Consider the following 24,050-nt stretch of genomic DNA (forward strand, 5'->3'; position numbering starts at 1 on the left):
AGCTGCATGAACAAAATGATGTCAAATAAAAAAGCAATTGCAATTTTTATATTGCCGACATTTCTTATTTTTTCCATGGTAATTCTGGTAACGATTGTCAGTTCCGGAGTCATTAGTCTTCTGGATTGGAACGGTATGGGAGAGGCCAAATTTGTAGGGATAAAGAATTATCAGGCATTGTTGCATGACAAGGTTTTTCGCAGTGCAATTGGAAATTCTTTTGTTTTCCTGGCCTGCACATTGATTTTGCAGCTGCCGACAGCCGTAATCTTAGCAGTGCTGATTGCGGACTGTGTCAGGGGGGAAAAGCTGTACCGGACCATTTACTTTATACCGGTTATCATTATGACCTCCGTAACCGGGCAGCTTTGGATGAAACTGTATGATCCGCTTATCGGTTTGGTAAATCAGTTTTTGGGAGCTGTGCATTTAGAACAGCTGCAGCGTAACTGGCTTTTTGATAAGAAGACAGTTATGATAGCAGCGACACTTCCCAGTGTATGGCAGTGGATGGGATATCATATGCTGATCGTTTATTCTGCGATTAAATCGCTGCCAAAGGAGATTTACGAATCGGCGCAGATTGATGGAGCGGGTCGGTTTAGGCTGGCGTGGAATATTACGATGCCCAATATCATGCCAATGTTAAAGGTGAGTGTTACCTTCATGGTAGTAGGATCCATGAAAGCATTTGACTTAATCTATATATTAACGGAGGGCGGACCGGTACATGCTTCCGAGGTGCCTACAATTACGATGTATAAGACAATTTTTTCAAAGTATCACTATGGTCCGGGAAGCGCCATGGCGATGGTAATTGTTGGTATCTGTCTGTTTTACGCGCTGGTAGTCAACAGGCTGTTTAAAAAAGCGGAAGAAAGGCTGGAATAGGATATGAAGAATAGGGCTTTGAAAATTATTAAGTACACGATTTTGAATGTATTTTTAATCATACAGCTGATGCCCCTGGTATGGCTCTTTTTGTTCTCTCTTAAGGATAATAATCAGATATTTAACCGTCCGGCCTTTTCTCTGCCTGCACCGTTTGTGTTTGAAAACTATACGAGAGTGTTTCAGAACTTAAAGATACATATCTACCTGTTTAACAGCGTTATTGTGACTGTTATGACCATGCTTGTTACACTTCTTTTTGCCACTATGGCTGCCTATGCCTGTACAAGAATGCGGTTTAAATATGGAAAAGCATTGATAATGGTTTTTTTGGCGGGGATTATGATTCCGGTTCACGCATCCCTGTTACCCTTATTCATTTTGTTTAAAAATATAGGAATTTTAAATACTAGATGGTCCCTGATTATTCCCTATACCGCTTTTGCACTGCCGGTGGCACTGTTTATCATGACAGGTTTTTTAAAGACACTGCCGGTCGAATTGGAAGAGGCAGCCTGCATTGACGGATGTAATATCTATCAGGTGTTCTTTCGGGTAATTCTGCCGCTGCTTAAAATACCGCTCTCGACCATTGCCATCTTTACGTTTATCAATGCCTGGAATGAGCTGATGTTTGCATTGACATTTACGACGGAAGCCGGGATGAAGACGCTGCCTGTGGCCGTTATGTCGTTTCAAGGTATTTATATGACGGACTGGGGGCCTATTGGTGCGGCAATGTTAGTGGCTACGGCGCCTACATTTTTGATCTATCTGTTCCTGAGTGAGCAGATGCAGAAAGGGATGCTGGCTGGAGCGGTAAAGGGGTGAGTGTGGTGAAAGAAATCTATCGGGACAGCAGCTGTTCATCCGAGGAGCGGGCAAAAGATCTGATTAAGCGGATGACACTGGAAGAAAAAGCAGCGCAGCTTAAGTCCATACCTGTTGTAGAGGCAGAGGTGTTTCAGGGGAAGGTGCAGATAAATGGGCTGGAAGGGACGTTAAAAGACGGGATTGGGTCATTTCAGCTTCCAGGAAGAAGTTTTTGTCCCGAGGACAGTGCAGCCGTTATTAATCAGATTCAAAAAATGGCTATGGAGGAGAGCCGATTTTCCATACCGGCGCTGATTCAGGAAGAGTGTTTAAGCGGTCATGTAGCGAAGGGGGCCAGCATGTTTCCAAAGCCAATTGGCCTGGCCTGTACCTTCGATTTGGAGCTGGTGAGATCGGTTTACCGGGCAATCGGTTCGGAAGCTGCATCCAGAGGCGGAAATCAGGCGTTTACCCCGGTTTTGGACCTGGGGAGAGACCTAAGGTGGGGAAGGCTGGAGGAGACCTTCGGCGAAGACGTGTATCTCGTTTCTGAAATGGGGTATGCTGCGGTAACGGGTCTGCAGGGTGGAGAAGATGGCGTTGAGGAAGGCTTTTTGGCCGCATCGGTCAAGCATTTCGCGGGATACGGCCAGTGTGATGGGGGACGCAATTTCGCGCCTTGTCATGTTACAGAGCGGATGCTCTGGGATGAAATTCTGCCTCCTTTCAGACGAGCGATTATGGAAGGAAAAGCCCGGGGAGTCATGCCATCCCATTCGGAAGTAAATGGAGTTCCATGCCATGCCAGCTATCAGCTGCTGAAAGAAATTCTGCGGGATAAATGGGGATTTGACGGTGTTGTCATTTCGGATTATTATGATATCGGCAGGCTGGAGAGTGTGCACCGCATTGCAGACTGCGGACTGGATGCCGCCGCTGCTGCGCTGCGGGCTGGAGTGGACATGGATCTGCCGGATGGGAAGAGCTATATGGTTCTCCCGGAACTGTGCAGAGGAAATGCAGAGCTGTCTGCCTGCCTGGACCAGGCGGTAATGCGGGTACTTCGCCTGAAATTTGAACTGGGGTTGTTTGAACAACCGTTCACTGATCCGAAGAAGGCCGGAAAACTGGTGCGCTGCGGGGAGCACGGAAAATTAGCCTTCCGTGCTGCCGCTGAAAGTCTTGTTCTGTTAAAAAACGAAAACGGGATTCTTCCGCTTTTGACGTCCGTGCCGCTTAAGATTGCCGTAACTGGTCCATGTGCCCATCCAGTACATTTCAGCTATTACAGTACAGCGCCGGCTGAAGGTGTCAGTATTTTACAGGGGATCGATGAGGCGGCAGCAAAGCTTGGGGCAGAGGTATTCTATGAAAAAGGCTGCGGGTTAACAAAGCAGGAAATATCGATGGATACAGAGGTTGATGCGACCATGATAGAAGAACCCGAGCTATATACGTTGGAAGAAGAGGAAGCATGTTTAAACAGGGCGGTGCGTCTTGCCAATACGTGTGATGTTGTGGTGGCGTGTGTAGGGGGAAGCGCTTCAACCAGCCGGGAAGCAATTTTTAAAAATAATAGCTCTGGGGATAATGATACACTGGAACTGGCGGGACAGCAGAGAGAACTGCTTCGCCGTCTCAGCAGCACGGGAAAACCATTGATTGTTGTCTCTGTGGGAGGAAAGCCTTATAGCAGTGCGGAACTGTATGATCTGCCATCCGCTGTTCTCCAGTGCTTTTATGCGGGGCAGGAGACCGGGAGTGCGGTAGCGGAAGTCCTGTTTGGTATGGTTAGTCCATCCGGGAGGCTTCCGGTGACGATACCTTATAACGTGGGTCAGATGCCGGTCTACTATAGTCAGAGGGATTCCGGCCTGATGAAAGGCTATTTATTAGGGGCAAAGAAAGCGCGTTACCCCTTTGGATATGGACTTGGCTACACAACCTTTGATATTTTTGATATTTCTGCCAGCAGCGAGAGCTTTCTGGCGGGCGAGAAGCTTACCATCAGCGCCTGGATTCAGAATACCGGACTGAGGGCGGGTGTTTGCGTGCCACAGTTTTATATACGGGATAGAAAATCTTCGGTTACCAGACCTGCAAAGGAGTTAAAGGGATTTTTAAGGGAAGAACTGGAACCGGGAGAAAAGAGGCGTGTGGAGTTTGATGTGTCTGAGGAGATGCTGTGTTTTACCCGATTGGACGGAACCTATGGGAGTGAACCGGGCGACTTCGAAGCTATGATTGGCGTGAATGCCTGGGACTATGTATTGTGTACATTTACGCTGAAGGAGAAATGAAATGGAAAAGTATAATATAGTAATGATTATGGCGGATCAGATGACTCCATATATGATGAGTTGTTACGGAAATAAGGAAGTGATCTGTCCAAATATAGAAAGACTGGCGCAGTCAAGTATCTGTTATGAAAATGCTTATACATCGAATCCGCTCTGTACTCCTGCCAGGGCTTCGCTCATGACAGGGAAGTATACGTCAGCGCTGCACTGTTACGATAACGCATCAGCATTTTCCTGTGAGGAACCTACATTTGCCCATTATTTGTCCAATGCGGGATATGATACTGTTTTGTGCGGAAAAATGCATTTTGTAGGGGCTGATCAGCTTCATGGCTTTTCCAGAAGACTGACTACTGATATTTATCCTTCAGGATTTTCATGGCTGCCAAACTATGTTGATGAGGAAAACCATATTCTCCAGTCGGATGCATGGGGAAATGCGATTCATTACAATGCCCGGACTGCGGGACCCCGGAAATGGAATGAGGGGCTGCAATACGATGAAGAGACCCATATGAAGGCAAGGGAGTATCTGTATACCCATGGAAGTTCTGCCCAAAATCCATTTTTCCTTTGTGTCTCGTATCACCATCCCCATGATCCGTTCAACCCGCCCCAAAAGTACTGGGATTTATATGAGGGAAAGGATATAACAACCCCGGATATCGACAATACTACGAAGGAAGGGGATACAACTCTGGACAAGTGGCTGAATACCGGATTTCACAGAACGGATATATTTCCTGTGAAAGGAAGAGAAAATTTGTATGCAGTTAGACGGGCATACAGTGCCCTGGTCACTTACATAGATGATAAGGTCGGTGAATTGATAAGTGATTTAAAGGAAACAGGATTGTATGAAAAAACTATTATTATTTTTACAAGTGATCACGGGGATATGCTGGGGGAGCGAGGTATGGTTCAAAAGCGATGCTTCTATGAGTGGTCCAGCCGCATCCCGCTGTTGATTCACTATCCGGACAGCCGGAGTGAAGGGGTTCGTACACCTGTGTCTATTGTGGATTTAGCACCTACGCTGGCAGATCTGGGTGGGGCGGCCCGGATGGAGGAGGTGGACGGTATTTCCCTGGTGTCAAAAACGCTGGCTGAAGATCGCCCTGTTTTTTGTGAATCCCATGGCGAAGCAATTCTTTGGCCCTGCTATATGGTCAGAAAGGGTGTCTACAAGTATACTTATATTCATGAGAAGGAGACGCAGCTATTCTGCCTGGATACAGATCCGGAGGAAAGGATCAATCTGTCTGGAACAGCGGAGTACAGTGAGATTGAGGAAGAACTTAAAGGGCTGATCTTAAACCGGTTTAATCCGCAGGAAGTGCTGGACTATCTGGACAAATCAATACGAAAAAAGAAAATCGTAAAAGAAGCAATGGAGAAGACAGAAACTGCCTGGGATTACGTTCCGGCAGTGGATGAGAGCGAGCGTTTTTCTAGATAAAGAATAGGCAGGAAAAGGGGGAAGGGCTGCATGTACATAGGAATTGATATAGGAGGAACAAAATGTGCGGTAACTGGCGGAATGTTTTTGGACGGACGTATAGAAATCGTTCATAAAAAGAAGATTGAGACGCCAAAAGACCGGCCGCCGGAGGAAGTTATTGAAATTCTTGCGGATGAAGTTATGAAATGGAGCGAAGAAAAGACTTCGGTAGGAATCAGCTGCGGCGGTCCGTTAAACAGCCGGGAAGGAATTATTCTGTCTCCCCCCAACTTAACAGGCTGGGATCATGTGTGCATTACCAGTATTATGGAAGAGCGTCTGAAGATTCCGGCATATCTGCAAAACGATGCAAATGCGGGGGCACTGGCAGAATGGTTATTCGGAGCCGGAAAAGGAATAAAAAATCTGATATTTCTCACGTTTGGGACGGGAATGGGGGCAGGGCTGATCTTAAATGGCGGACTTTATGCAGGTGCTCAGGACCTGGCGGGAGAAGTTGGGCATATTCGGCTGGAACCGTTTGGACCTGCGGGATTTGGAAAAATGGGATCATTCGAGGGTTTTTGCAGCGGCGGCGGAATTGCTCTTTTGGCGGAAGCGGCGGCGAAAGAGCGGGAACAGCAGGGACGAAAGACGGCTTATTGGGTGCCGGGTAAGACAATTACCGCGAGATGCGTGGCTGAATGCGCAAAGCGGGGGGATGAGACTGCGACAGAGGTATTTCGCATCTGCGGAGAAAAGCTGGGAAAAGCTCTGGCTCTTCTCATCGATACGCTGAATCCGGAGATGATCATACTGGGAAGTATTTATGGAAGATGCCGGGAGCTGTTAGAGCCGTCCATGAGACAAGTGCTGGAACGGGAGTGTCTGCCAGGGGCACTTGAAAACTGCAGGATTCTGCCGGCTGTTTTAGGAGAAGAGATTGGGGACTATGCAGCACTGGCTACTGCTGTTTATGGGAGGAAAGAATGGAACTGTATAACAGATATCCGGCACTGAGAAGCTGCCGTTTTGAAATTGAAGAAACTGTCTCTATACTGGAGAAGGCACTACAAAAAGGAGGGAAATTACTGCTCTGTGGAAATGGTGGGAGCAGTGCGGACTGCGATCATATCGTAGGGGAATTGATGAAAGGATTTTTGAAAAAGCGGCCGGCAGCAGTGCCGGAAGCTTGGAAAGATAACGGAGAGGCTGTTAAGCTGTTTGCTCAGCTGCAGGGGGCGCTTCCGGCTATATCCCTTTCGGCTCAGTCAGCAATTGTGACGGCTTATGCAAATGATGCAGACCCGGATATGGTATATGCCCAGTTGACGTATGGATATGGAAGAACTGGGGATGTGTTGGTAGCAGTATCGACGTCCGGAAATTCAGAAAATGTATTAAATGCGGTAAAAACAGCAAACTTTTTGGGTTTAAAGACGGTAGGGCTGACAGGAGGAATCCAAAGTAAGATGGATTCGCTCTGTACGATAACGATTAAGGTTCCTGAGACTGAAACTTATAGAATTCAGGAGCTTCATCTACCTGTTTATCATTATCTTTGTGCGAGACTGGAAGAATATTTTTTTTAAGAAACGGCCATTTTTTGGCCGTTTTTGCGCCATCCTGGAAACATTTACCCTTTTAAACAAAAGAATTTCGGAAAACATGAAGGGAGAAAGAGAGGGGAATATGCAATTTGTAAAAAGAGCTTCCATTGGTATGAAGATGATGGTTTTTACCGGAGCACTGTTTTTATTTTGTACGGTCTTAAGCGCCTTTATCTATTGGAGCGTGATTGAGGGGGCCAGCAGGCGGGAGATGGAACGGATTTCAGGGCAGACCTTAAGTTCAATCAATGATGGTATGAACAGTCAGTTTGAATATATTCACAGATTTGCGGCTGCACTTATGATGGGGAATTCCTTTCAGGCTATGGTAAACCGCCAAAATGCGGAACCGAGCCTGGAGGCGCAGATTGGAATGGAGCGCACTTTATATAATATTACGGAGTTTTCGGATCAGATAGAGGCTGTTATTTTCCGCGATTTAAGTGGAAAACTTTATGGTGTTAAGCGAAGCGGGGAGACAATTGGAAATTTAATTTTAAAAGAGGACGCGGAGCTGTTTCTCGAGGCAGCCGATTATAAGGGCAGATGGGATATACTTCCTGAAGCGTTATTCTCCGATTCAAAATCACATATTTCAATGGTATTTGATTTACAGAGTATAACAGATTTTCAGGAGATGGGTATAGTTGTAATCGAGATTAGTATGGATAAATTAAGCAGCGCTTTCTACGACACGCTGCATCGATATGATCTGGATATAAAAATTCAGGACAGTCAAGGAAGCGTAATAAAGGATTTCGACAAGCTGCCACAGGAATATGAAAAGGGAAGCTGTATTGCCCGCCTGGCAGTGGAAAATGAAGGTTTTACATGGGAGTATACGAGTGCCACACCCATGGTAAGGATGGATGACGCGTACTTACAAAGCAGAAAGATTACGTTGATTGTGCTGGCGATAAACAGTTGTGTTTTGTTTCTTGGTATTTATGTAATTATCAGAGGCTTTTTACTGCCGTTAAAAAGGATGGTTGGGGTAATCGACCGGACAGGAGAAGATGTATTGGTTCATGTGGACTTAAAATCGGATACATTGGAACTTAGACAGCTTGAGAAAGCTTACAATTGCATGACTGATCGGATAGAAAAGCTGCTTGAGCGAATTATGGCAGAGCAGAAAAATTTGCGAAAGATGGAATTGAGTCTGCTTCAGGCACAGATTAATCCTCATTTTCTGTATAATACTCTAAATGATATCAGTGCACTGATCGTGACAGACCGAAAGGAACAGGCCTGCCACGTAGTAAAAGCATTCAGCAATTTCTATCGGAGAACGTTAAGCAAGGGCAAAGATGTTATTTCTTTAAGAGAAGAACTGATGATAGTGAATGACTATCTAATAGTGCAGGGGATTCGGTTCGAGTCAGTTTTTATGGTGGAACGGGAGATTGATGAGAGTCTGTTGGAAGTCAGGGTGCCAAAGCTGATGCTGCAGCCCCTCGTGGAAAATGCCATATACCATGGCCTTAGACCACTGGGGCATAAGGGGACGCTTAAAATAACGGTGAAAAAAGAGATAACAGGAACGATAGGTGTAACTGTTGCTGATGATGGTGTGGGTATGTACGAAAGCCAGATTCGGGATATTTTAAATGGAAACAGAGAATCTGATGGGGGACAGGGATTTGGACTGCAGAAAACGATAGAACGTATCTGCCTTTATTTTGGAGATACAGATTGTGTGGAGCTTCACAGCTGTCCGGACAGGGGGACAGAGATTACGATACATGTAATTGATTTTAATGGTTAAGGAGAGGGGAAAAATGAATATCATGATTTTGGATGATGAAACGCTGGCCAGGGATTTAATTAAGTACTGTGTACCCTGGGAAAAACTTCATCTGGATTTGGTGTATGAGGGGGGAGACGCGGCAGGAGCACTGGATTTTATGGAAGAAAACAGGGTAGATATTATATTGACGGATATTACCATGCCGGGCTTAGATGGCCTGGAGTTTACCAGAGAAGTGCGCAGGAAATGGCCGGATACGGAGATCATTGTTATCACCGGTTATGACGAGTTTGAGTATGCCAGAAAGGGGCTGCGTTTAGGGGTTTCTGACTTTATTTTAAAGCCGGTTGATGGGGCAGAGCTGGAAAAGGCATTGTCGGAAATATTGTACCGAAAAGCAAGATCCAGGGCAACTCTGCCGGAGATTGCCATGGGTGGAAAGAGGGAGCAGGGGCTTATCGGAAATGTAATGGAATATTTGGAGGAAAATTATATGGACATGGAAATGGGGCTTGGTAAGGTTGCAGATCGATTCCATGTGAATGCCAGTTACTTGAGCAGGATGTTTAAGCAGCAGTCGGGAGTAAACTTTTCCGAATACCTTTTTGAACTGCGGATGAAAAAGGCTATGCGGAAATTGGAGCAGGCTAATGAGGAATTAATGATTTATAATTTGGCAGAGATGGTAGGATTTTCGGATGCAGACTATTTTGGAAGATGTTTTCGCAAATATACCGGAATGTCATTCAGTCAGTACAAGAAACATAAAAGATCAGAGTAAAAGCTGCTTTTAGAAATGCGATGGTCAATTGCTTTGTATTCTATTCCCTGTGAATAATTCCCGAATTCACGGCTTATAATAGAACAGAGAACAAGAAGGACATCAAGGCAGGATATTATGAGACTATGGGAACGCATCGCAATCCGCGGCAATCGGGAAGTTTATTATTATGATACAAAACAGTCCTTCGAGGCGGAAGAGTTCGCTTCGAGGCTTTATGATTTGATATGTACGGAACAGGAAAACGGAAAGACGGCGGGGGTTGTGTTCCTGTGTATCGGCACCGACCGCTCCACGGGAGACAGTCTGGGACCGCTGATTGGGTACAAGCTGAAGGAAAAACGGCTGGAGCGGGTCGAGATCCTGGGAACGCTGGAACGTCCTGTCCACGCCATGAATTTAGAGACCTACCAGGCTATCCTTAAATTTCAGTATCCGGACCATGTGGTGGTGGCGGTGGATGCCTCTGTGGGGAACATCGAGCACATCGGATATGTGACCCTTGGGAAGGGATCGCTGAAGCCCGGGCTTGGAGTCAGCAAGGAACTGAAGGCGGTAGGCGACATTTTTATCACGGGTATTGTCGGAAGCTGCGGCAGCTTCGATCCCTTAATGCTTCAGAGCATCCGGCTGTCTGTCGTCATGCGGATGGCGGACTGCATCAGCAGAAGCATTTATCTTGTCGAAAAGTTATGGGAAAATGCTTCCCTTCTTTGACAGGTTTTGCGCTCATCCTGTGCTATGATTCATTGGATTAAAATGAATAGCGGGGTGAGCCTATGGGAGAATTGTACAATCCGTTCCCGAAGCTGCCGAAGAATATACGGCAGATCGGGGAGCGTGACCAGATCGTAAAATTATATGTGGAAGACTACGTAAATACGTATTTGAGACGTCTGTATCCGGCGGGTGGACAGGACCTACGGGTCGGCCTACTGCTCGGAAGCGTGGAAATGAACGATGGGACGCCGTATATCTTTATCGACGGCGCCATGGAAATGGAAGATGTGACGGAACAGGGCCAGAAAGTGGTCTTTTCAGAACTGGCGTGGAAAAAGGCAAATCAGAGTGTGGAGCAGCTGTTTCCGAAACGGTCCATCCAGGGCTGGTTTCTGTGCGGAGCGCCCGGAAATGATTTGAGTCCGCTCAATTACTGGAAGCAGCATGTCCAGTATTTTCAGGGACCCAACAAGCTGATGTATTTGAGCAGTGGTGTGGAGGGAGATGAATCAGTTTACATAACGTCAGAGGACGGATTCTATAAGCTTTGCGGCTACAGTATTTACTATGAAAGAAATCAGATGATGCAGGATTATATGGTTCTCCGAAAGGATGTGAAGAGAATTGAGTCCGGATCGGATGAGAAGGTCATTCAGGAATTCAGAAAGCGTATGGATGAGCACAAGGACGAGGTGACGGACAGGCACCAGACTCTTGGGCTTTTACGTGGTATGTGCATGGCCATGTCCATCGTGATTCTGGCAGGCGGAATCGTAATGTTTAATAATTATGAGCGGATGCAGGAGATGGAAAGCGTCATTGCGTCCGCGATTCCTGAACGGGTGGAGTCTGCCCTGATGGGAAAGGACAATGCGGCGGGGAAGGATAAGCCAGAGTCCCATGTGGTCGTGGAAGAAGCGGAGGGCGGAGTCTATCCGACAACGGCGGCCGTGACAAAGGAAACCATGTCGGAGACACAGCCGGTCGGCCAGAACGGCGGCGACAGCCAGGCGGCCGGAAATGGACAGAACGGCGGCGATAATCAGGCGGGAGGAAGCGGTCAAAATGACGGAAGCGGCCAAAATGCTGGCGATGGACAGAACGGCGCTGCAGCCAACAGCGGCGGTGCCGGAAATGCAGCCGGCAACGGCAGCCAGGAGCAGGCACAGACGCCGGGCGGAAATAAGGGCGCATCTCAGGAGAACAGCTCCGACGGCCAGAGTTCAGCCGGAAACACGGCAAACGGTCAGAAGAGCGGAAGCGATGCGGGAACCAAGCCGGCGGAGAATGGCGGCGCATCCCAGGCTGCGGCCGGAGGTACCCAGAGAGTGCACGTAGTTCAGGATGGAGAGACACTGTATGGGATTTGTATTTCAGAATATCACGATGTAAATAAATTAAAGGAAATCTGCGAGTTAAACGGACTGGAGGACGAAAATAAGATCGTATCCGGCCAGCAGCTTCTGCTTCCTTAAAATTTGCGGTCTCGCGGAAAGAAAAAAATAATGCGTTTCTCCTGGAAATGATGTATACTACAATCAAACCACTTACGGCATTTTTTAGGAGAAAACATAATGAGTGATTTAGACTCTATGAACAGAGAAATTAAAAAAAGGCAGCTGAGACGGCAGATCGTTCCATCACCTGCCCCTCAGGAAGAAGACAGTGAGGAAATCGTCCGGAAGGCCCGAAAACGTGTCAAACTGAAACGGCTCAGGATTTTCCTGATTATTGGCGTGATCTTAATTGCGGCCGGTATTGGCCTGTTTCAGTATTTCCGGTATTACCAGTATACGGGCTATGACGTCGTGTGGGAAAAAGAGATGAAGGAAGGCAGCTTCGTCGGCTATATGGATTTTGGCGGAAACGTCTTGAAATACAGCAAGGATGGCGCTTCCTACATCGATAATCAGGGAAAAGAAATCTGGGTGCAGAGCTTTGAGATGAAGTCCCCCACGGCCTGTGTGAACGGCAATTACGCGGCAGTGGCGGACCAGCAGGGCAACAGCATCTATATATTTGACAAATCGGGTCCTACAGGGACGGCAACCACACTGCTTCCGATCATCAAAGCCACAGTCTCGGCCCACGGCGTTGTCGCCGCGGTTCTGGAAGATTCCACCTCGAACTATATCTATTTTTATAAGAACGACGGCAATGTCCTGGACGTAAAGATTAAGGCGCTGTTAAACGGCGAAACCGGATACCCGGTGGATATCAGCCTTTCCCCTGACGGAACACAGCTGATAGGCGCGTATGCTTACTTGAAGAACGGGGCGCTTAATGGCCGTGTCGCATTCCACAATTTTGCGGAAATCGGAAAGAGCGTACCAGACCGGGTGGTGGGCGGATTTGACGAACCCTATGAGTCGTCCCTTGTGGCACGGGTACATTTCCTCGACGACACGTATTCCTGTGCGTTTGCAGATAACAGCGTATCCTTCTATTCGACAAAGAACGCGCTGTCACCGGAGCTGCTTAAGCAGGTTGTGGTGGAGGAGGAGATCAGATCTGTCTTTTACTCGGACAAGTATGTGGGGATCATTGTGAATAACACGGATGGCGAGAACCCGGACCGGATGAATGTCTACAATCCCGACGGCACCCTCGTGTTTTCGGAGGCGTTTCATTATCAGTACACCCAGGCCGATATTGACGGAGAGCATGTAATTTTGTATAATGAAGATTCTTGCAGGGTTTATAATATGTCCGGAAGACTGAAGTTTGAAGGAACATTTGATTTTCCCGTATCCAAGATCCGGAACGGCAGATTTCCAAACACACTGCTGGTAACCGGGCCTCAGAACATGAAAGAGATAAGATTACAATAGACCAGGAGGATTAATACCAATGAGTAAGATCGAAACCATGTCAGTCAATGCAATTCGCGTCCTTTCCGCCGATGCCATACAGAAAGCGAAATCCGGTCATCCCGGTCTTCCGCTGGGCTGCGCTTCGGCCGCCTATGAGTTATGGGCAAATCACATGAACCACAATCCGGCAGACCCGAACTGGGCCAACAGAGACCGCTTTATCTTATCCGGCGGCCACGGCTCCATGCTTCTGTATTCCCTGCTCCATTTATTTGGTTATGGAGATTTATCAAAAGAAGATATTATGAATTTCAGACAGCTGGGTTCCCTGACACCAGGACATCCGGAATATGGCCACACGGTCGGCATCGAAGCAACCACAGGACCGCTGGGCGCTGGTATGGCTATGGCTGTCGGTATGGCGGCTGCAGAGACTCATCTGGCAGAGGTCTTTAATAAGGAGGAGTATCCGGTAGTCGATCACTATACATTCGTGCTGGGCGGCGACGGCTGTATGATGGAGGGGATTTCCTCCGAGGCGTTCTCGCTGGCAGGAACACTGGGACTGTCCAAACTGATCGTCCTCTATGATTCCAATAAAATTTCCATCGAGGGAAGCACGGATATCGCATTTACCGAGAATGTCCAGAAGCGCATGGAAGCGTTCGGTTTCCAGACGATCACCGTGGAAGACGGCAATGATCTGGAAGCAATCGGACAAGCCATCGAGGAGGCGAAAGAAGATACCGAGCACCCGTCTTTCATCACCATTAAGACGCAGATCGGCTTCGGATGCCCGGCCAAGCAGGGCAAGGCAAGCGCTCACGGCGAGCCTCTGGGAGAAGAGAATGTGCTGGCTATGAAGGAGAACTTAGGCTGGCCTTCCATGGAACCGTTCTACGTTCCGGACGAGGTATATGAGCACTATGCTCACCTTGCGGAAGAGAAGGCAGAGACGGAAGCCGCATGGAACGTAATGTTTGCAGCATACTGCGAAGAATATCCGGAGATGGAAGCGCTGTGGAACGCTTATCACGATGAGAACGCAGGCGAAAAAGCCATTGAGGCGTGTGCTGATTTCTGGAGCAGGCCGGAGAAAGCCGATGCAACAAGAAATATTTCCGGAAAGATTTTAAATAAGATTAAGACCTGTATGCCGAATCTGATCGGAGGCTCCGCTGACTTAGCGCCTTCCAACAAGACGAATATGTCGGATGTGGGCGATTACTCCAGGGAGAACCGCGGCGGACGCAACCTGCACTTCGGTGTCCGTGAGCTGGCGATGACCGCGATCGGCAACGGAATGATGCTTCACGGAGGACTGCGCGTCTTTATTGCTACCTTCTTCGTATTCAGTGATTATACAAAGCCTATGGCGCGTCTTTCCTCGCTGATGGGAGTACCGCTGACCTATATATTTACGCATGACAGCATTGGCGTCGGCGAGGATGGGCCGACCCATGAGCCGATCGAGCAGATGGCCATGCTTCGTGCCATGCCGAATTTCCATGTGTTCCGTCCCTGTGATGAGAACGAGACCGAGTGCGCATGGTATTCTGCGCTGACCTCCAAAAAGACACCTACGGCGCTGGTTCTGACGAGACAGAATTTAACACCGATGGAAGGCAGCAGTAGAGAGGCGTTAAAGGGCGGCTATGTGATTGACGACTGTGAAGGTACGCCGGATCTGATTTTCATTGCCAGCGGTTCCGAGGTAGAGCTGGCTGTCAATGCGAAGAAGCTGCTTGCAGACAGAAAGGTCCGTGTCGTTTCCATGCCGTGTATGGACTTGTTCGAGGAGCAGTCTGCAGAATATAAGGAATCCGTACTTCCGAAGTCTGTTCGGAAACGCGTAGCCGTAGAGGCCTTAAGCGACTTCGGATGGGGCAGATACGTTGGACTGGATGGAGCCTGTGTGACCATGACCGGATTCGGCGCCAGCGGCCCGGCAAACCAGTTGTTTGAGCATTTCGGCTTCACCGCCGATCATGTGGCGGAGGTTGCCAGATCCTTATAGACAGCAAAAAGTGCGGATGAGAAATAGAATTCCGCGCGCTGGAATGGAACTGAAACGGCGCAGGTGGAAAAATAAATACGTCGTCGGATAATACGAAAGGGAAAAAGGAGTATAGTTCAAAATGGGAAAGAAATGTATTGGCATTGATGTAGGCGGAACCAGCGTAAAGGTCGGATTATTTGAAACTACAGGTGATCTTCTTCTGAAGTGGGAAGTCCCCACCAGAAAAGAAGAGGGCGGAAAGTATATCATCGGTGATGTGGCGGCCTCCATTTTAAAGACCCTGGAAGAGAAGCAGATTCCGATGGAAGAGGTGGTCGGCGCCGGACTGGGCGTTCCGGGACCGGTTATGCCGGACGGCTCTGTCGAGGTATGCGTAAACCTGGGCTGGCACAACGTAAATCCGGGAAAAGAGCTTAGCGAACTCCTGGGCGGTCTGCCGGTAAAGAGCGGCAATGACGCCAATGTGGCAGCCCTCGGCGAGATGTGGCAGGGCGGTGGAAAAGGATTTGACGATATCGTAATGGTAACGCTGGGAACAGGCGTTGGCGGAGGTGTTATCATCGGCCAGAAGATCATCGCGGGCAAGCATGGACTGGCAGGAGAGATCGGCCACATCCATATCCGTGACGAAGAGACAGAGAGCTGCAACTGCGGCGGCGTAGGCTGTGTAGAGCAGATATCCAGCGCCACAGGCATCGCGCGGGAGGCCAGAAGAAAGATGGCCGCATCGGATGCTCCGTCTGCCATGAGGGAGTTCGGCGATGATATCACGGCGAAGGACGTGCTGGATGCCGCAAAAGCCGGCGATGCGCTGGCGCTTGAGACGATGGAAGTGGTAGGCCACTATCTGGGCCTCGCACTGGCACAGATCTCCATGGTAGTGGACCCGGAGGTATTTGTACTGGGCGGCGGTGTGTCAAAGGCAGGACAGTTCCTGATCGATACCATTTATAAGCATTACGATAAGTATACTCCGATTTCCAAGAATAAAAGTGGAATCGTACTGGCTACCCTGGGCAATGATGCGGGGATTTATGGGGCGGCGAGACAGATATTGGATTAATTTAGAATAGAAAATAGCAAAGGGGCATTAAGTCTGTATTTGTTACAGATTTAATGCTCCTATTGTTATATCAAAAACATACGCTGGTTATTGCCATGGTGTAGTGATATTTTTAGTTATCCAGTCAACCATCTCTTCATCAGACATATTTAAATCATAGTACATATAGTTATTGGAAAACCACTCGTGAATAGTTCCGGGCTTACTGTTGTAATAATATTCTTCTAAGATTGATCCGCTTCCTTCGACTGGACCAAGTTCAACTGTTTTTATAATAGGATTACCATCGATTACACGATCAAAAATTATTTTTGTTTTGGTGTATGCTTCAGGTAATTTCTCCTCGGTTTGGGGATCTTTACCATCCCATGTATTTAAAATAATAATACTATTGTCATCATTTATTGACACATCATTAAATACACAGCTATTTCCTATAAAACCTGCAATACTTGAATAATACCCGGAAACTTTCCCCTCCTCTATTTTATCAATTATGATATGTTCCATCACATAGCCAGAGGCGGCATACGGAGGATGGTAACCTGGATCAAATTTTTTCCCGACAAAACATGATAAATCCTCATTAGACTCTTTTGAAACCGCTCTGTTTATTTCTTCTATTGCAGATATTCGGGACTCAACTTCAGGATCGGCAGTTTCACCTGGTGCCAACTCCTGATCCTGCACTTCTTTTGTTTCAGGCAGCCGTTTGCTCTCTCGGATCTCGCCCGTATGATTGTTTACATCGCTATTTACCTCAGGATATTTATTATTATTATTATTATCCAAATGAGTTGATGCTAATATGAACGTTAATATAATGATATAAATATAGTTATTCATTTATTCTCCATTATCTATTGTTATAGGCGTTTGGTAAATACCCACAGCCTATTGAATTTATTGAGGGTTCTATCCTTCAAAGGATCTTCTCATTTCTATTTGTTTTCAGTGCGCCGTGCATGATACACTAATTTTTTCATACAAAAACGTTTCTGTTTATTTTACCATTCTTTATGCCAAAAGGCAAAATAATACTATTACTTAATTAAAATGCCAGGGCTTTCGCTTTATGTAAAAATTTATCTGTTAATGAAGTCAATTACAGAGTATAATATGAATTATTGATCTTAACGGGGAAGTTGAAAGGAGATTGGAAAAAAGTGGCAAAATATAGTATGCAAAAGCGGATTTTTGCGTTATCCCTGTTTTTTATGTTAATACCGCTTGTACTGTTTACAACATTTAACATATTTACATCAATTAGAAAAGTGGAAGATAATTATCGAAGCAGTCTTGTTTTTGGCATGAAGAAAATCGGATCCGTTATGGAAACTGTATTTAAAGATGTGGACCAGGCGTCTCTGTTTGCATTGGTCGATCCTAAGATCAATCATTTTCTGCAGGAGCAGTTCCAGGAGGAGACTGCATATGAAAGTTCACTGGAAATGGGGGCGGTATACAACAGCCTGAATTATTTGAAAAATACAAACCAGTATATACAGTCTATTCAAATAGAAGGTGTAAACGGACAGGGATTGTCTAATGGTTTTTTTCCAAAAAGCATCACAAAGGAGGATTGGGAAAGAGCGGCACAACTGCGGGGCCAGTCTTTGTGGGATGTGGATGAGGAGGTCGTTACACTGCCAAGGAAAAAGGAAAAATATATTTATCAAAGCCGGCTTCTCAGAGATTTTGGAAATACCTCAAAAACGGTGGGGGTCATAAAGATTTATTTAAACACAGATGCATTTCAAGAGCTGTTTACAAATGAGGAGGCCGATAATACCAGTTACTTTATTGTCGATACCAGCGGAGAGGTGCAGTACACTTCAATCCAGAAAAATGGGCCGGACAGACTGGAGGAACCGATACCGTATGAACAGCTCATAAGTCATCAGGGGGGCGCATTTGCAATAGAGAGAAATAATTCCGAACTATATGCTGCACCTTATTACATAAACCAGAACGGCTGGATTGTATACAGTCTTTCCATACCCGCGGCAATCCAAAAACAGTTGAGGGACAGCCTGATTCAATTATTTGTGCTTGCCGTCCTGTGCTTTATCTTCTGTTTTGTGATTGCAGGCAGTATATCCAGACGGATGTGCCGTCCGCTGGAAAATATAATCAAGCATATGAAACTGTTGGAGAAAGAACAGTTTTCAACGAGAGTTGAAGTACATGGGAACGATGAGATCAGTCTGCTTGCCAGACAGTTTAACAAAATGGCTCAGAAAATCCAGTCGCTGATAGAAGAAGTGTATTTGGTGAATATACGAAAAAAGGAACTGGAGCTTCGGGCGCTGCAGGCTCAGGTGAATCCACATTTTCTGTATAATACACTTGATATGATCTACTGGACTGCGAAGGTGGAAAATGCGCCGGAGACCAGTGATATGATAAATTCGCTGTCAAATTTCTTCAGACAGGCACTGTCCGGCGAGGATGGATTTACAACTGTCGAAAATGAAATCGAACATTTGCGATACTATGTCGTGCTGCGCCAGCAGAGTAAAAAGCCGTTTGATTTTGATTTAAATGTGGATCACACGCTGTTATCCTGCAGGGTCATTAAGTCAGTACTGCAGCCATTGGTGGAGAATGCCATTATCCATGGAATCCGGGATATCGACGATGGAAAAATACAGGTGGATATTTTTGTATCAGGTGATAATATCGTTTATACAATTGCAGATAATGGACAGGGTATCGATGTACTGGATATGAATGCGCTGCTTGACCGTACAGAAGAGAATAACCGCGGTTTTGGAATAAAAAATATCAATGACCGGATTCAGCTGATGTATGGTAAGGAGTATGGGATTTATTTTGAAAATGTTACCGGCGGGGGCGCGAAAGTGACCGTGATACAGCCGCGAAAGGAGTGGTCTTTACATGGTGAAGCTGATGATCGTGGATGACGAGGCAAATATAAGAAAGGGCCTGCGGGAATATATCTCGTGGGACGCATGGGGAATAGAACTGGCGGCGGAGGCAGAGAATGCGGAGGCAGCTTTGCGGATTGCGGCGCAGGTAAGGCCGGATATTCTGCTGACAGATATTCGTATGGGGAAGATGAATGGGCTTGAATTGACACGCCGGTTAAAAGAAATGTTTCCGGATTTACGTGTGATACTTTTAAGCGGTTACAGTGATATCCAGTATCTGCAGACAGCACTCCAGATGAAGGCCAGTGAATACCTGCTAAAACCGGCCGGGGCGGATAAGATCATTGAAGCGGTGCTGAACGTAAAAAAGGAAATTCTGGATGAGCGTGAGAAGTTTCAGGAAAACCTGAAAAAAGAGGCGTTTTTCGATGAAAACATACCTGTCATCCAGATGCATTTCATTGACGAGATCGTAAAAGGAAAGATTGCAGAACCCAAATCCATCATCAATAAGGCACATATTCTGAATATACCAATGAAGGGACCCTGTTATAAAATAATGCTGGCCGATGTAAGACGGGATTTGCTGGAAGACGGATTCAAATCAGGCCAGGAACTGGATATGAATTTTTGGCAGTTTATGCAGAAAACGAATCAGATCGTCCAGCAATATAATGAAACGTTCTGGTGTGAAACCGGGGACGAGCTAATCCTGTTTTTGGTTAATGATAAAGATGAAACGGTTTTGGATGAAACTTGCGGCCGCCTTGCAAATGATCTCATCGGCAGTTTAACGGATAAGGAGCAAATGTATATTGGGATAGGGAAGTCGGTAGACTCACCGGTCGATTTATGGAAATCCTATGATTATGCGAAATGCGCCCTCAGACGTTCCGCCTGGAATCCACAGCAGCATATTCTGAAAGAGGTTTCGCCATCATTAAGCCAGGCGGAACAGCAACAATGCCGTTTAAAGGAGAGTGAAATCTTAGCGCAGCTGGGATCGAAGCAGTATGAAAAGGCATTTTTAAACTTGTGTGAGTTATTTGATTTCTATGAAGAGTATTATATGAATTTCGATGAAATGAAAAAATTCTGTTATCAGGTGTGCCTGTTTGCCATACATCTTTCTTCTCAGGGAGAGGTGTCGGAGGAGCCGGTGATTGACGAATTCAGAGACGCGGGAGAACTGAAAAACTGGATGTTTCATTTTTGGCAGCGCCGGTTTCAGGGAAATGATATGGCGGCGCTGCGGTATTCGGAGCTGACCCGTAAGACACTCCGCTATATTCAGGAACATTACAGGGAGGACATTACGCTTCAGTCTCTTTCAAAGATTGTGTTTGCATCGCCCAATTATCTTGGTAAGGTGTTTTTCTCGGATGTTGGATGCCGATTGGGGGACTGGCTGAACCGCTACCGGGTGGAACGGGCGAAAGATCTGTTGACCGGAACCGATAAGAAGACGTATGAGATTGCAGAAGAGGTTGGATTCAGCGGTTATAAATTTTTTTCCGTCTGCTTTTTAAAATATGCAGGCTGTAGTGCCCGCGATTATAGAAACAGATTTAAGGGAGTGGGGCTGCCGGACTGATTGGTTCGACAGTCCCATTCTTTCGTTGATTTTATAGATGAAGTGTTGAAAAAAGGCATACTCGGGAAAGCCCCGCGGATAATACAAAAAAGCAAACGGATATTTACGAGATATTTTCTGTAGAACAGACAGTTTTATGCAAATACACTTTTGGGTTAAAATAAACACAACTTAAATACGTAACATATAACAGGCAGTACCAAAAGAAGGAGGTAAAAATGAAAAAGTTAATGAGGCGAATGATTGGGGCGGGAATTGGATTATTAAGTCTGAGCCTGGTGGCCTGCCAAGGGGCGGGGACAACGGAACCAAAGGAAACAACAGGAAGCGAAAAGAGTGAAAAACCGGAACTGGTATTTTGGGAGCTGCCCTATGGACCGGCTGATACGTATGGACCGGCTCTTCAAAAGATTCTGGATCAGTACAATTCAGAGGACCACAGTGCTACGGTCAGGCTGCAGATGCTGAGCTGGAGCGGATTTATGGAGCAGTACCAGACCTCGATTGCTGCCGGTTCGCCGCCAGATATCACCTCATCGATATCGTACAGAATTGCAAACTGGGCGGAAGCAGGCGAGGTCCTGGATTTAACGGATATTGTAGAAAAATGGAAACAGGATGGAGATGAAATTTTAGACGATTTCCTTCCGGGAACTCTGGAAATAGGAATGAATGATGGAAAATACTATGCTCTTCCATACGTAACCAATGCGACAACGGTATATTACAGAACCGATATCCTGGAGGATGAACTGGGTTTTACAGATTTGGACAAGCCTGTTTCCTGGGATAAGCTTTTTGAAATGTGTGAAGCGGTGAAAAACAAGTATAACGGAGATGTTATTCCGTTTTCATTCTGTACTCTCGATCAGAACAGCAGTAACGCCATGATTAATGTGCTGTTCTCCAACGGCACAAGCTGGGTGAATCGAGAAGGAAACGGCGGGGCCTTTGATGATCCCAAAGCCCTGGAAAGCATGGAATTCTTTAAGAAAATGAAGGACAACGGGTATTTCCCGGAGGGAATGGTTACCTATAATCAGGCCGACTTGGAAAAGCTGTATCAGTCGGGTAAGGTAGCGATGGTGTGGAATGCGCCTGCTTCTCATGTTGCATCGGATAAAGAACTGATGGAAAAAACAAAGATGATGGGGCCGGTTTACGGTCCGAGCGCGGATAAGCCTCGTTATGTCATGCGTACAGGCGGAGTAATCGGGTTTGCCCAGACGAAATACCCGGAGGAAACAAAGGAATTCATCGAGTGGTTTGTGAAGAACAATCTTGGAATATTTACCGAAGGACACGGAGGGCTGCTTCCGCTGCGCAAGAGCTTTTTTGATGATCCATTCTTTAAGAGCGACTGGGAAATCAGCGAGTACTCAAGATATACCGATTACTACGAAGATATCACATGGCCGGCGCCGTTCAGTCCCGCAGCCGCAGACAGGATTCTGATGGAGAATATTATTGGACAGCCTGAGGAGGCTCTGCTTATGGGGTCCACAGACCAACAGGGAGATTTGAAAAAAGCCCAGGAGTCGTTAAACAAGATTTTTGATGAGTATAGCGGCAACTAAGACGAATGGAGAATGAACTATGAGCAATCGAGTGAAAACCAGCAGAAAAAATAAAGATTATTTCGGATATAAACTGCTGTTACCATCTACCGTGCTCTTCCTGCTGATCAGCGTTTATCCGCTGATCAGCGGAATCTGGATGAGTTTTACAAATAAAAGCCTTATGAGATCAAACCAGACAAAGTTTATCTTTCTGGAAAATTACATCAAACTTTTTCAGGACAAAGAATTTTTGGGTAGTCTGGCATTTACATTTCTTTATACAATATTGGTGGTCTTCATCTCTTATGCCGCAGGGCTGATCCTTGCGCTGGCATTAAACCGGGACATGAAAGGCAGAGCTGTTTTCAGGACAATTTTTCTGCTTCCCTGGGTAATTCCATCGGTTGTTGCAATGACGAACTGGTCCTGGCTGCTGAACGACCAGTTTGGGTTTATCAATTCATTTCTAGAAAAATTACATATCATTGACAGCCCGATCCTGTTCCTGGCGGATTATAAATATATCCGGATAACCGTTATTCTCATATCTGTATGGAAGACAATGCCGTTTATGATGATTTCACTGCTGGCCGGACTTCAGAGCGTTCCAAAAGAACTGTATGAAGCGGCAAGTATGGATGGCGCCGGTTTCCTGGCAAAGCTAAAGCTGATCACATTACCTTTAATATGGCCGGTTTCATTTATTTCGGTTACACTGAACTTCATCTGGACGATCAATAACTTTGAGAATATCTGGCTTCTGACAGGCGGTGGGCCAAACGGGCATACCTTTACACTGCCTATTTATTCGTACTATACCGCGTTCTACCGGCAGAATCTTTCCTATGCCGCAACAATTGCCACAACACTCATCATCTGTATGCTGCTTGTGGGCGGTGTCTATCTGATGATAAAAAGGAAGGGAATGGCTGGAGAAGGGGGGAAGGGATCATGACATTCAGAGGAAAAAAGAAGAGATTCATTGACGCAGCGGTTTATATTGGTCTGACGGTATTTGCAGTTTTTTATAGTCTTCCGTTTATCAGCATGATCGGTACTGCCTTAAAAGGGGATTCAGAAGCGCTTTCAAACAGCGCGCTTTTTCCCAGGCACCTGGTATGGGACTCTTTCAGAAAGGTACTGGAAGGCCGCTTTATCATGACAACCGTCAACAGCATGAAGATCAGCCTGTGTGTATCACTGTTGTGCGTCATATTGGCCTGTCTGTCCGGATATGCGCTTTCAAGATGCAAAGGAAAGATTTTTGCATTGTATGGGAGCGGAGTCATGGTACTTCAGATGTTTCCCATGATGCTGATGCTGATCCCTCTGTTTTTGATTTATAAAAACCTGCATTTAATTGATACGCACCTGTCCCTAATCCTCAGCTATACATGTCTCAATCTGCCGTTTTCGGTCTGGCTGATGAAAGGCTTTTTCGATACAGTGCCTTATGAACTGGAGGAGTCGGCCTATATTGATGGATGTGGAAAATTTGATACTCTGATACGCATTGTAATTCCAATCTCTCTTCCGGGAATTGCGACAGCCGGTATTTTCACATTTTTGAATGTCTGGAATGAATATACATTCTCTAATACGTTTGTAAAGAATCCGGATCTGGTGACCCTTACCGTCGGACTTCAGGATTACTTATCCCAGAATTCAAATTCATGGGGGCAAATGATGGCAGCGTCGACAATTGGAATTATTCCGTCAGTCCTGTTCCTTCTTTTTGCTCAGAAATACTTAATACAGGGCATGACAGCGGGAGCGGTAAAAGGTTAGAAAGGGCGAGGAT

At 46.4% G+C, this 24,050-nt stretch carries 19 protein-coding genes; 18 read left to right on the plus strand and 1 reads right to left on the minus strand.

What is annotated here, in order from left to right:
- Positions 1 to 6: 6 nt before the first annotated feature.
- The 13 genes from DFR60_RS14635 (at position 7) to DFR60_RS14695 (ending at position 16,202) form a co-directional block, all read left to right on the plus strand.
- Positions 7 to 891: a carbohydrate ABC transporter permease gene (locus DFR60_RS14635; protein WP_110323545.1), complete on the plus strand. Its 885-nt coding sequence runs from the start codon at positions 7 to 9 to the stop codon at positions 889 to 891.
- An 18-nt stretch (positions 892 to 909) separates the two neighbouring features.
- Positions 910 to 1,722 (plus strand): carbohydrate ABC transporter permease, encoded by an 813-nt coding sequence (locus tag DFR60_RS14640; protein WP_243005078.1) that lies wholly within the window; start codon positions 910 to 912, stop codon positions 1,720 to 1,722.
- 5 nt (positions 1,723 to 1,727) lie between these two features.
- Positions 1,728 to 4,004 carry a glycoside hydrolase family 3 N-terminal domain-containing protein gene (locus DFR60_RS14645; protein ID WP_146218602.1) on the plus strand — a complete coding sequence of 759 codons (2,277 nt, stop codon included), beginning with the start codon at positions 1,728 to 1,730 and terminating at the stop codon, positions 4,002 to 4,004.
- Between the two features lies 1 nt (position 4,005).
- Complete coding sequence (gene betC / locus DFR60_RS14650) at positions 4,006 to 5,463, plus strand: choline-sulfatase (protein WP_110323549.1); 1,458 nt, start codon at positions 4,006 to 4,008, stop codon at positions 5,461 to 5,463.
- A 30-nt stretch (positions 5,464 to 5,493) separates the two neighbouring features.
- Positions 5,494 to 6,465 carry an ROK family protein gene (locus tag DFR60_RS14655; protein WP_110323551.1) on the plus strand — a complete coding sequence of 324 codons (972 nt, stop codon included), beginning with the start codon at positions 5,494 to 5,496 and terminating at the stop codon, positions 6,463 to 6,465.
- Positions 6,435 to 7,037 carry a D-sedoheptulose-7-phosphate isomerase gene (locus tag DFR60_RS14660; protein ID WP_110323552.1) on the plus strand — a complete coding sequence of 201 codons (603 nt, stop codon included), beginning with the start codon at positions 6,435 to 6,437 and terminating at the stop codon, positions 7,035 to 7,037. The genes DFR60_RS14655 and DFR60_RS14660 overlap by 31 nt, the downstream gene beginning before the upstream one ends.
- Before the next feature lie 100 nt (positions 7,038 to 7,137).
- A complete protein-coding gene (locus tag DFR60_RS14665) occupies positions 7,138 to 8,823 on the plus strand; it encodes a sensor histidine kinase (RefSeq protein WP_167437603.1) in 1,686 nt (561 codons plus the stop codon).
- A gap of 13 nt (positions 8,824 to 8,836) precedes the next feature.
- A complete protein-coding gene (locus DFR60_RS14670) occupies positions 8,837 to 9,586 on the plus strand; it encodes a response regulator transcription factor (RefSeq protein WP_167437604.1) in 750 nt (249 codons plus the stop codon).
- 117 nt (positions 9,587 to 9,703) lie between these two features.
- The gene (gene yyaC, locus DFR60_RS14675) at positions 9,704 to 10,303 is read left to right on the plus strand and encodes a spore protease YyaC (protein ID WP_002605507.1); all 600 of its coding nucleotides are present in this window, start codon (positions 9,704 to 9,706) and stop codon (positions 10,301 to 10,303) included.
- A gap of 62 nt (positions 10,304 to 10,365) precedes the next feature.
- A complete protein-coding gene (locus DFR60_RS14680; RefSeq protein ID WP_110323556.1) occupies positions 10,366 to 11,781 on the plus strand; it encodes a LysM peptidoglycan-binding domain-containing protein in 1,416 nt (471 codons plus the stop codon).
- A 99-nt stretch (positions 11,782 to 11,880) separates the two neighbouring features.
- Positions 11,881 to 13,137 (plus strand): DUF5711 family protein, encoded by a 1,257-nt coding sequence (locus DFR60_RS14685; RefSeq protein WP_110323558.1) that lies wholly within the window; start codon positions 11,881 to 11,883, stop codon positions 13,135 to 13,137.
- A gap of 19 nt (positions 13,138 to 13,156) precedes the next feature.
- A complete protein-coding gene (tkt, locus tag DFR60_RS14690; RefSeq protein WP_110323559.1) occupies positions 13,157 to 15,136 on the plus strand; it encodes a transketolase in 1,980 nt (659 codons plus the stop codon).
- Between the two features lie 121 nt (positions 15,137 to 15,257).
- Positions 15,258 to 16,202, plus strand: a complete 945-nt coding sequence (locus tag DFR60_RS14695) for an ROK family glucokinase (RefSeq protein WP_110323560.1) — start codon at positions 15,258 to 15,260, stop codon at positions 16,200 to 16,202.
- A gap of 87 nt (positions 16,203 to 16,289) precedes the next feature.
- On the opposite strand, the gene DFR60_RS14700 is transcribed toward DFR60_RS14695, so the two are convergent.
- Positions 16,290 to 17,048 carry a hypothetical protein gene (locus DFR60_RS14700; RefSeq protein ID WP_110323562.1) on the minus strand — a complete coding sequence of 253 codons (759 nt, stop codon included), beginning with the start codon at positions 17,046 to 17,048 and terminating at the stop codon, positions 16,290 to 16,292.
- A gap of 464 nt (positions 17,049 to 17,512) precedes the next feature.
- On the opposite strand from DFR60_RS14700, the gene DFR60_RS14705 reads away from it, so the two are divergent.
- The 5 genes from DFR60_RS14705 to DFR60_RS14725 all read left to right on the plus strand — a co-directional run bounded on the left by DFR60_RS14705 (position 17,513) and on the right by DFR60_RS14725 (position 24,037).
- Positions 17,513 to 19,129: a sensor histidine kinase gene (locus DFR60_RS14705; protein ID WP_167437605.1), complete on the plus strand. Its 1,617-nt coding sequence runs from the start codon at positions 17,513 to 17,515 to the stop codon at positions 19,127 to 19,129.
- Complete coding sequence (locus DFR60_RS14710; RefSeq protein ID WP_110323564.1) at positions 19,104 to 20,690, plus strand: response regulator; 1,587 nt, start codon at positions 19,104 to 19,106, stop codon at positions 20,688 to 20,690. The genes DFR60_RS14705 and DFR60_RS14710 overlap by 26 nt, the downstream gene beginning before the upstream one ends.
- Before the next feature lie 218 nt (positions 20,691 to 20,908).
- Entirely contained in the window at positions 20,909 to 22,267 is a 1,359-nt protein-coding gene (locus tag DFR60_RS14715) for an ABC transporter substrate-binding protein (RefSeq protein WP_110323565.1), read from the plus strand.
- Positions 22,268 to 22,286: 19 nt separating this feature from the next.
- Entirely contained in the window at positions 22,287 to 23,204 is a 918-nt protein-coding gene (locus DFR60_RS14720) for a carbohydrate ABC transporter permease (protein ID WP_110323566.1), read from the plus strand.
- On the plus strand, positions 23,201 to 24,037 hold the full coding sequence (locus DFR60_RS14725) for a carbohydrate ABC transporter permease (protein ID WP_110323567.1): 837 nt from the start codon (positions 23,201 to 23,203) through the stop codon (positions 24,035 to 24,037). The genes DFR60_RS14720 and DFR60_RS14725 overlap by 4 nt, the downstream gene beginning before the upstream one ends.
- Positions 24,038 to 24,050: the final 13 nt, after the last annotated feature.

The organism is Hungatella effluvii (assembly GCF_003201875.1).
Taxonomy (GTDB): Bacteria; Bacillota; Clostridia; order Lachnospirales; family Lachnospiraceae; genus Hungatella; species Hungatella effluvii.

Excerpts from the sequence above, each read along its gene's own strand:
- DFR60_RS14635 (WP_110323545.1), top strand. The coding sequence starts at position 7 with ATGAACAAAATGATGTCAAATAAAAAAGCAATTGCAATTTTTATATTG.
- betC (WP_110323549.1), top strand. The coding sequence starts at position 4,006 with ATGGAAAAGTATAATATAGTAATGATTATGGCGGATCAGATGACTCCA.
- DFR60_RS14655 (WP_110323551.1), top strand. The coding sequence starts at position 5,494 with ATGTACATAGGAATTGATATAGGAGGAACAAAATGTGCGGTAACTGGC.
- DFR60_RS14660 (WP_110323552.1), top strand. The coding sequence starts at position 6,435 with ATGGAACTGTATAACAGATATCCGGCACTGAGAAGCTGCCGTTTTGAA.
- DFR60_RS14665 (WP_167437603.1), top strand. The coding sequence starts at position 7,138 with ATGCAATTTGTAAAAAGAGCTTCCATTGGTATGAAGATGATGGTTTTT.
- DFR60_RS14670 (WP_167437604.1), top strand. The coding sequence starts at position 8,837 with ATGAATATCATGATTTTGGATGATGAAACGCTGGCCAGGGATTTAATT.
- yyaC (WP_002605507.1), top strand. The coding sequence starts at position 9,704 with ATGAGACTATGGGAACGCATCGCAATCCGCGGCAATCGGGAAGTTTAT.
- DFR60_RS14680 (WP_110323556.1), top strand. The coding sequence starts at position 10,366 with ATGGGAGAATTGTACAATCCGTTCCCGAAGCTGCCGAAGAATATACGG.
- DFR60_RS14685 (WP_110323558.1), top strand. The coding sequence starts at position 11,881 with ATGAGTGATTTAGACTCTATGAACAGAGAAATTAAAAAAAGGCAGCTG.
- tkt (WP_110323559.1), top strand. The coding sequence starts at position 13,157 with ATGAGTAAGATCGAAACCATGTCAGTCAATGCAATTCGCGTCCTTTCC.
- DFR60_RS14695 (WP_110323560.1), top strand. The coding sequence starts at position 15,258 with ATGGGAAAGAAATGTATTGGCATTGATGTAGGCGGAACCAGCGTAAAG.
- DFR60_RS14700 (WP_110323562.1), bottom strand. The coding sequence starts at position 17,048 with ATGAATAACTATATTTATATCATTATATTAACGTTCATATTAGCATCA.
- DFR60_RS14705 (WP_167437605.1), top strand. The coding sequence starts at position 17,513 with ATGAAGAAAATCGGATCCGTTATGGAAACTGTATTTAAAGATGTGGAC.
- DFR60_RS14710 (WP_110323564.1), top strand. The coding sequence starts at position 19,104 with ATGGTGAAGCTGATGATCGTGGATGACGAGGCAAATATAAGAAAGGGC.
- DFR60_RS14715 (WP_110323565.1), top strand. The coding sequence starts at position 20,909 with ATGAAAAAGTTAATGAGGCGAATGATTGGGGCGGGAATTGGATTATTA.
- DFR60_RS14720 (WP_110323566.1), top strand. The coding sequence starts at position 22,287 with ATGAGCAATCGAGTGAAAACCAGCAGAAAAAATAAAGATTATTTCGGA.
- DFR60_RS14725 (WP_110323567.1), top strand. The coding sequence starts at position 23,201 with ATGACATTCAGAGGAAAAAAGAAGAGATTCATTGACGCAGCGGTTTAT.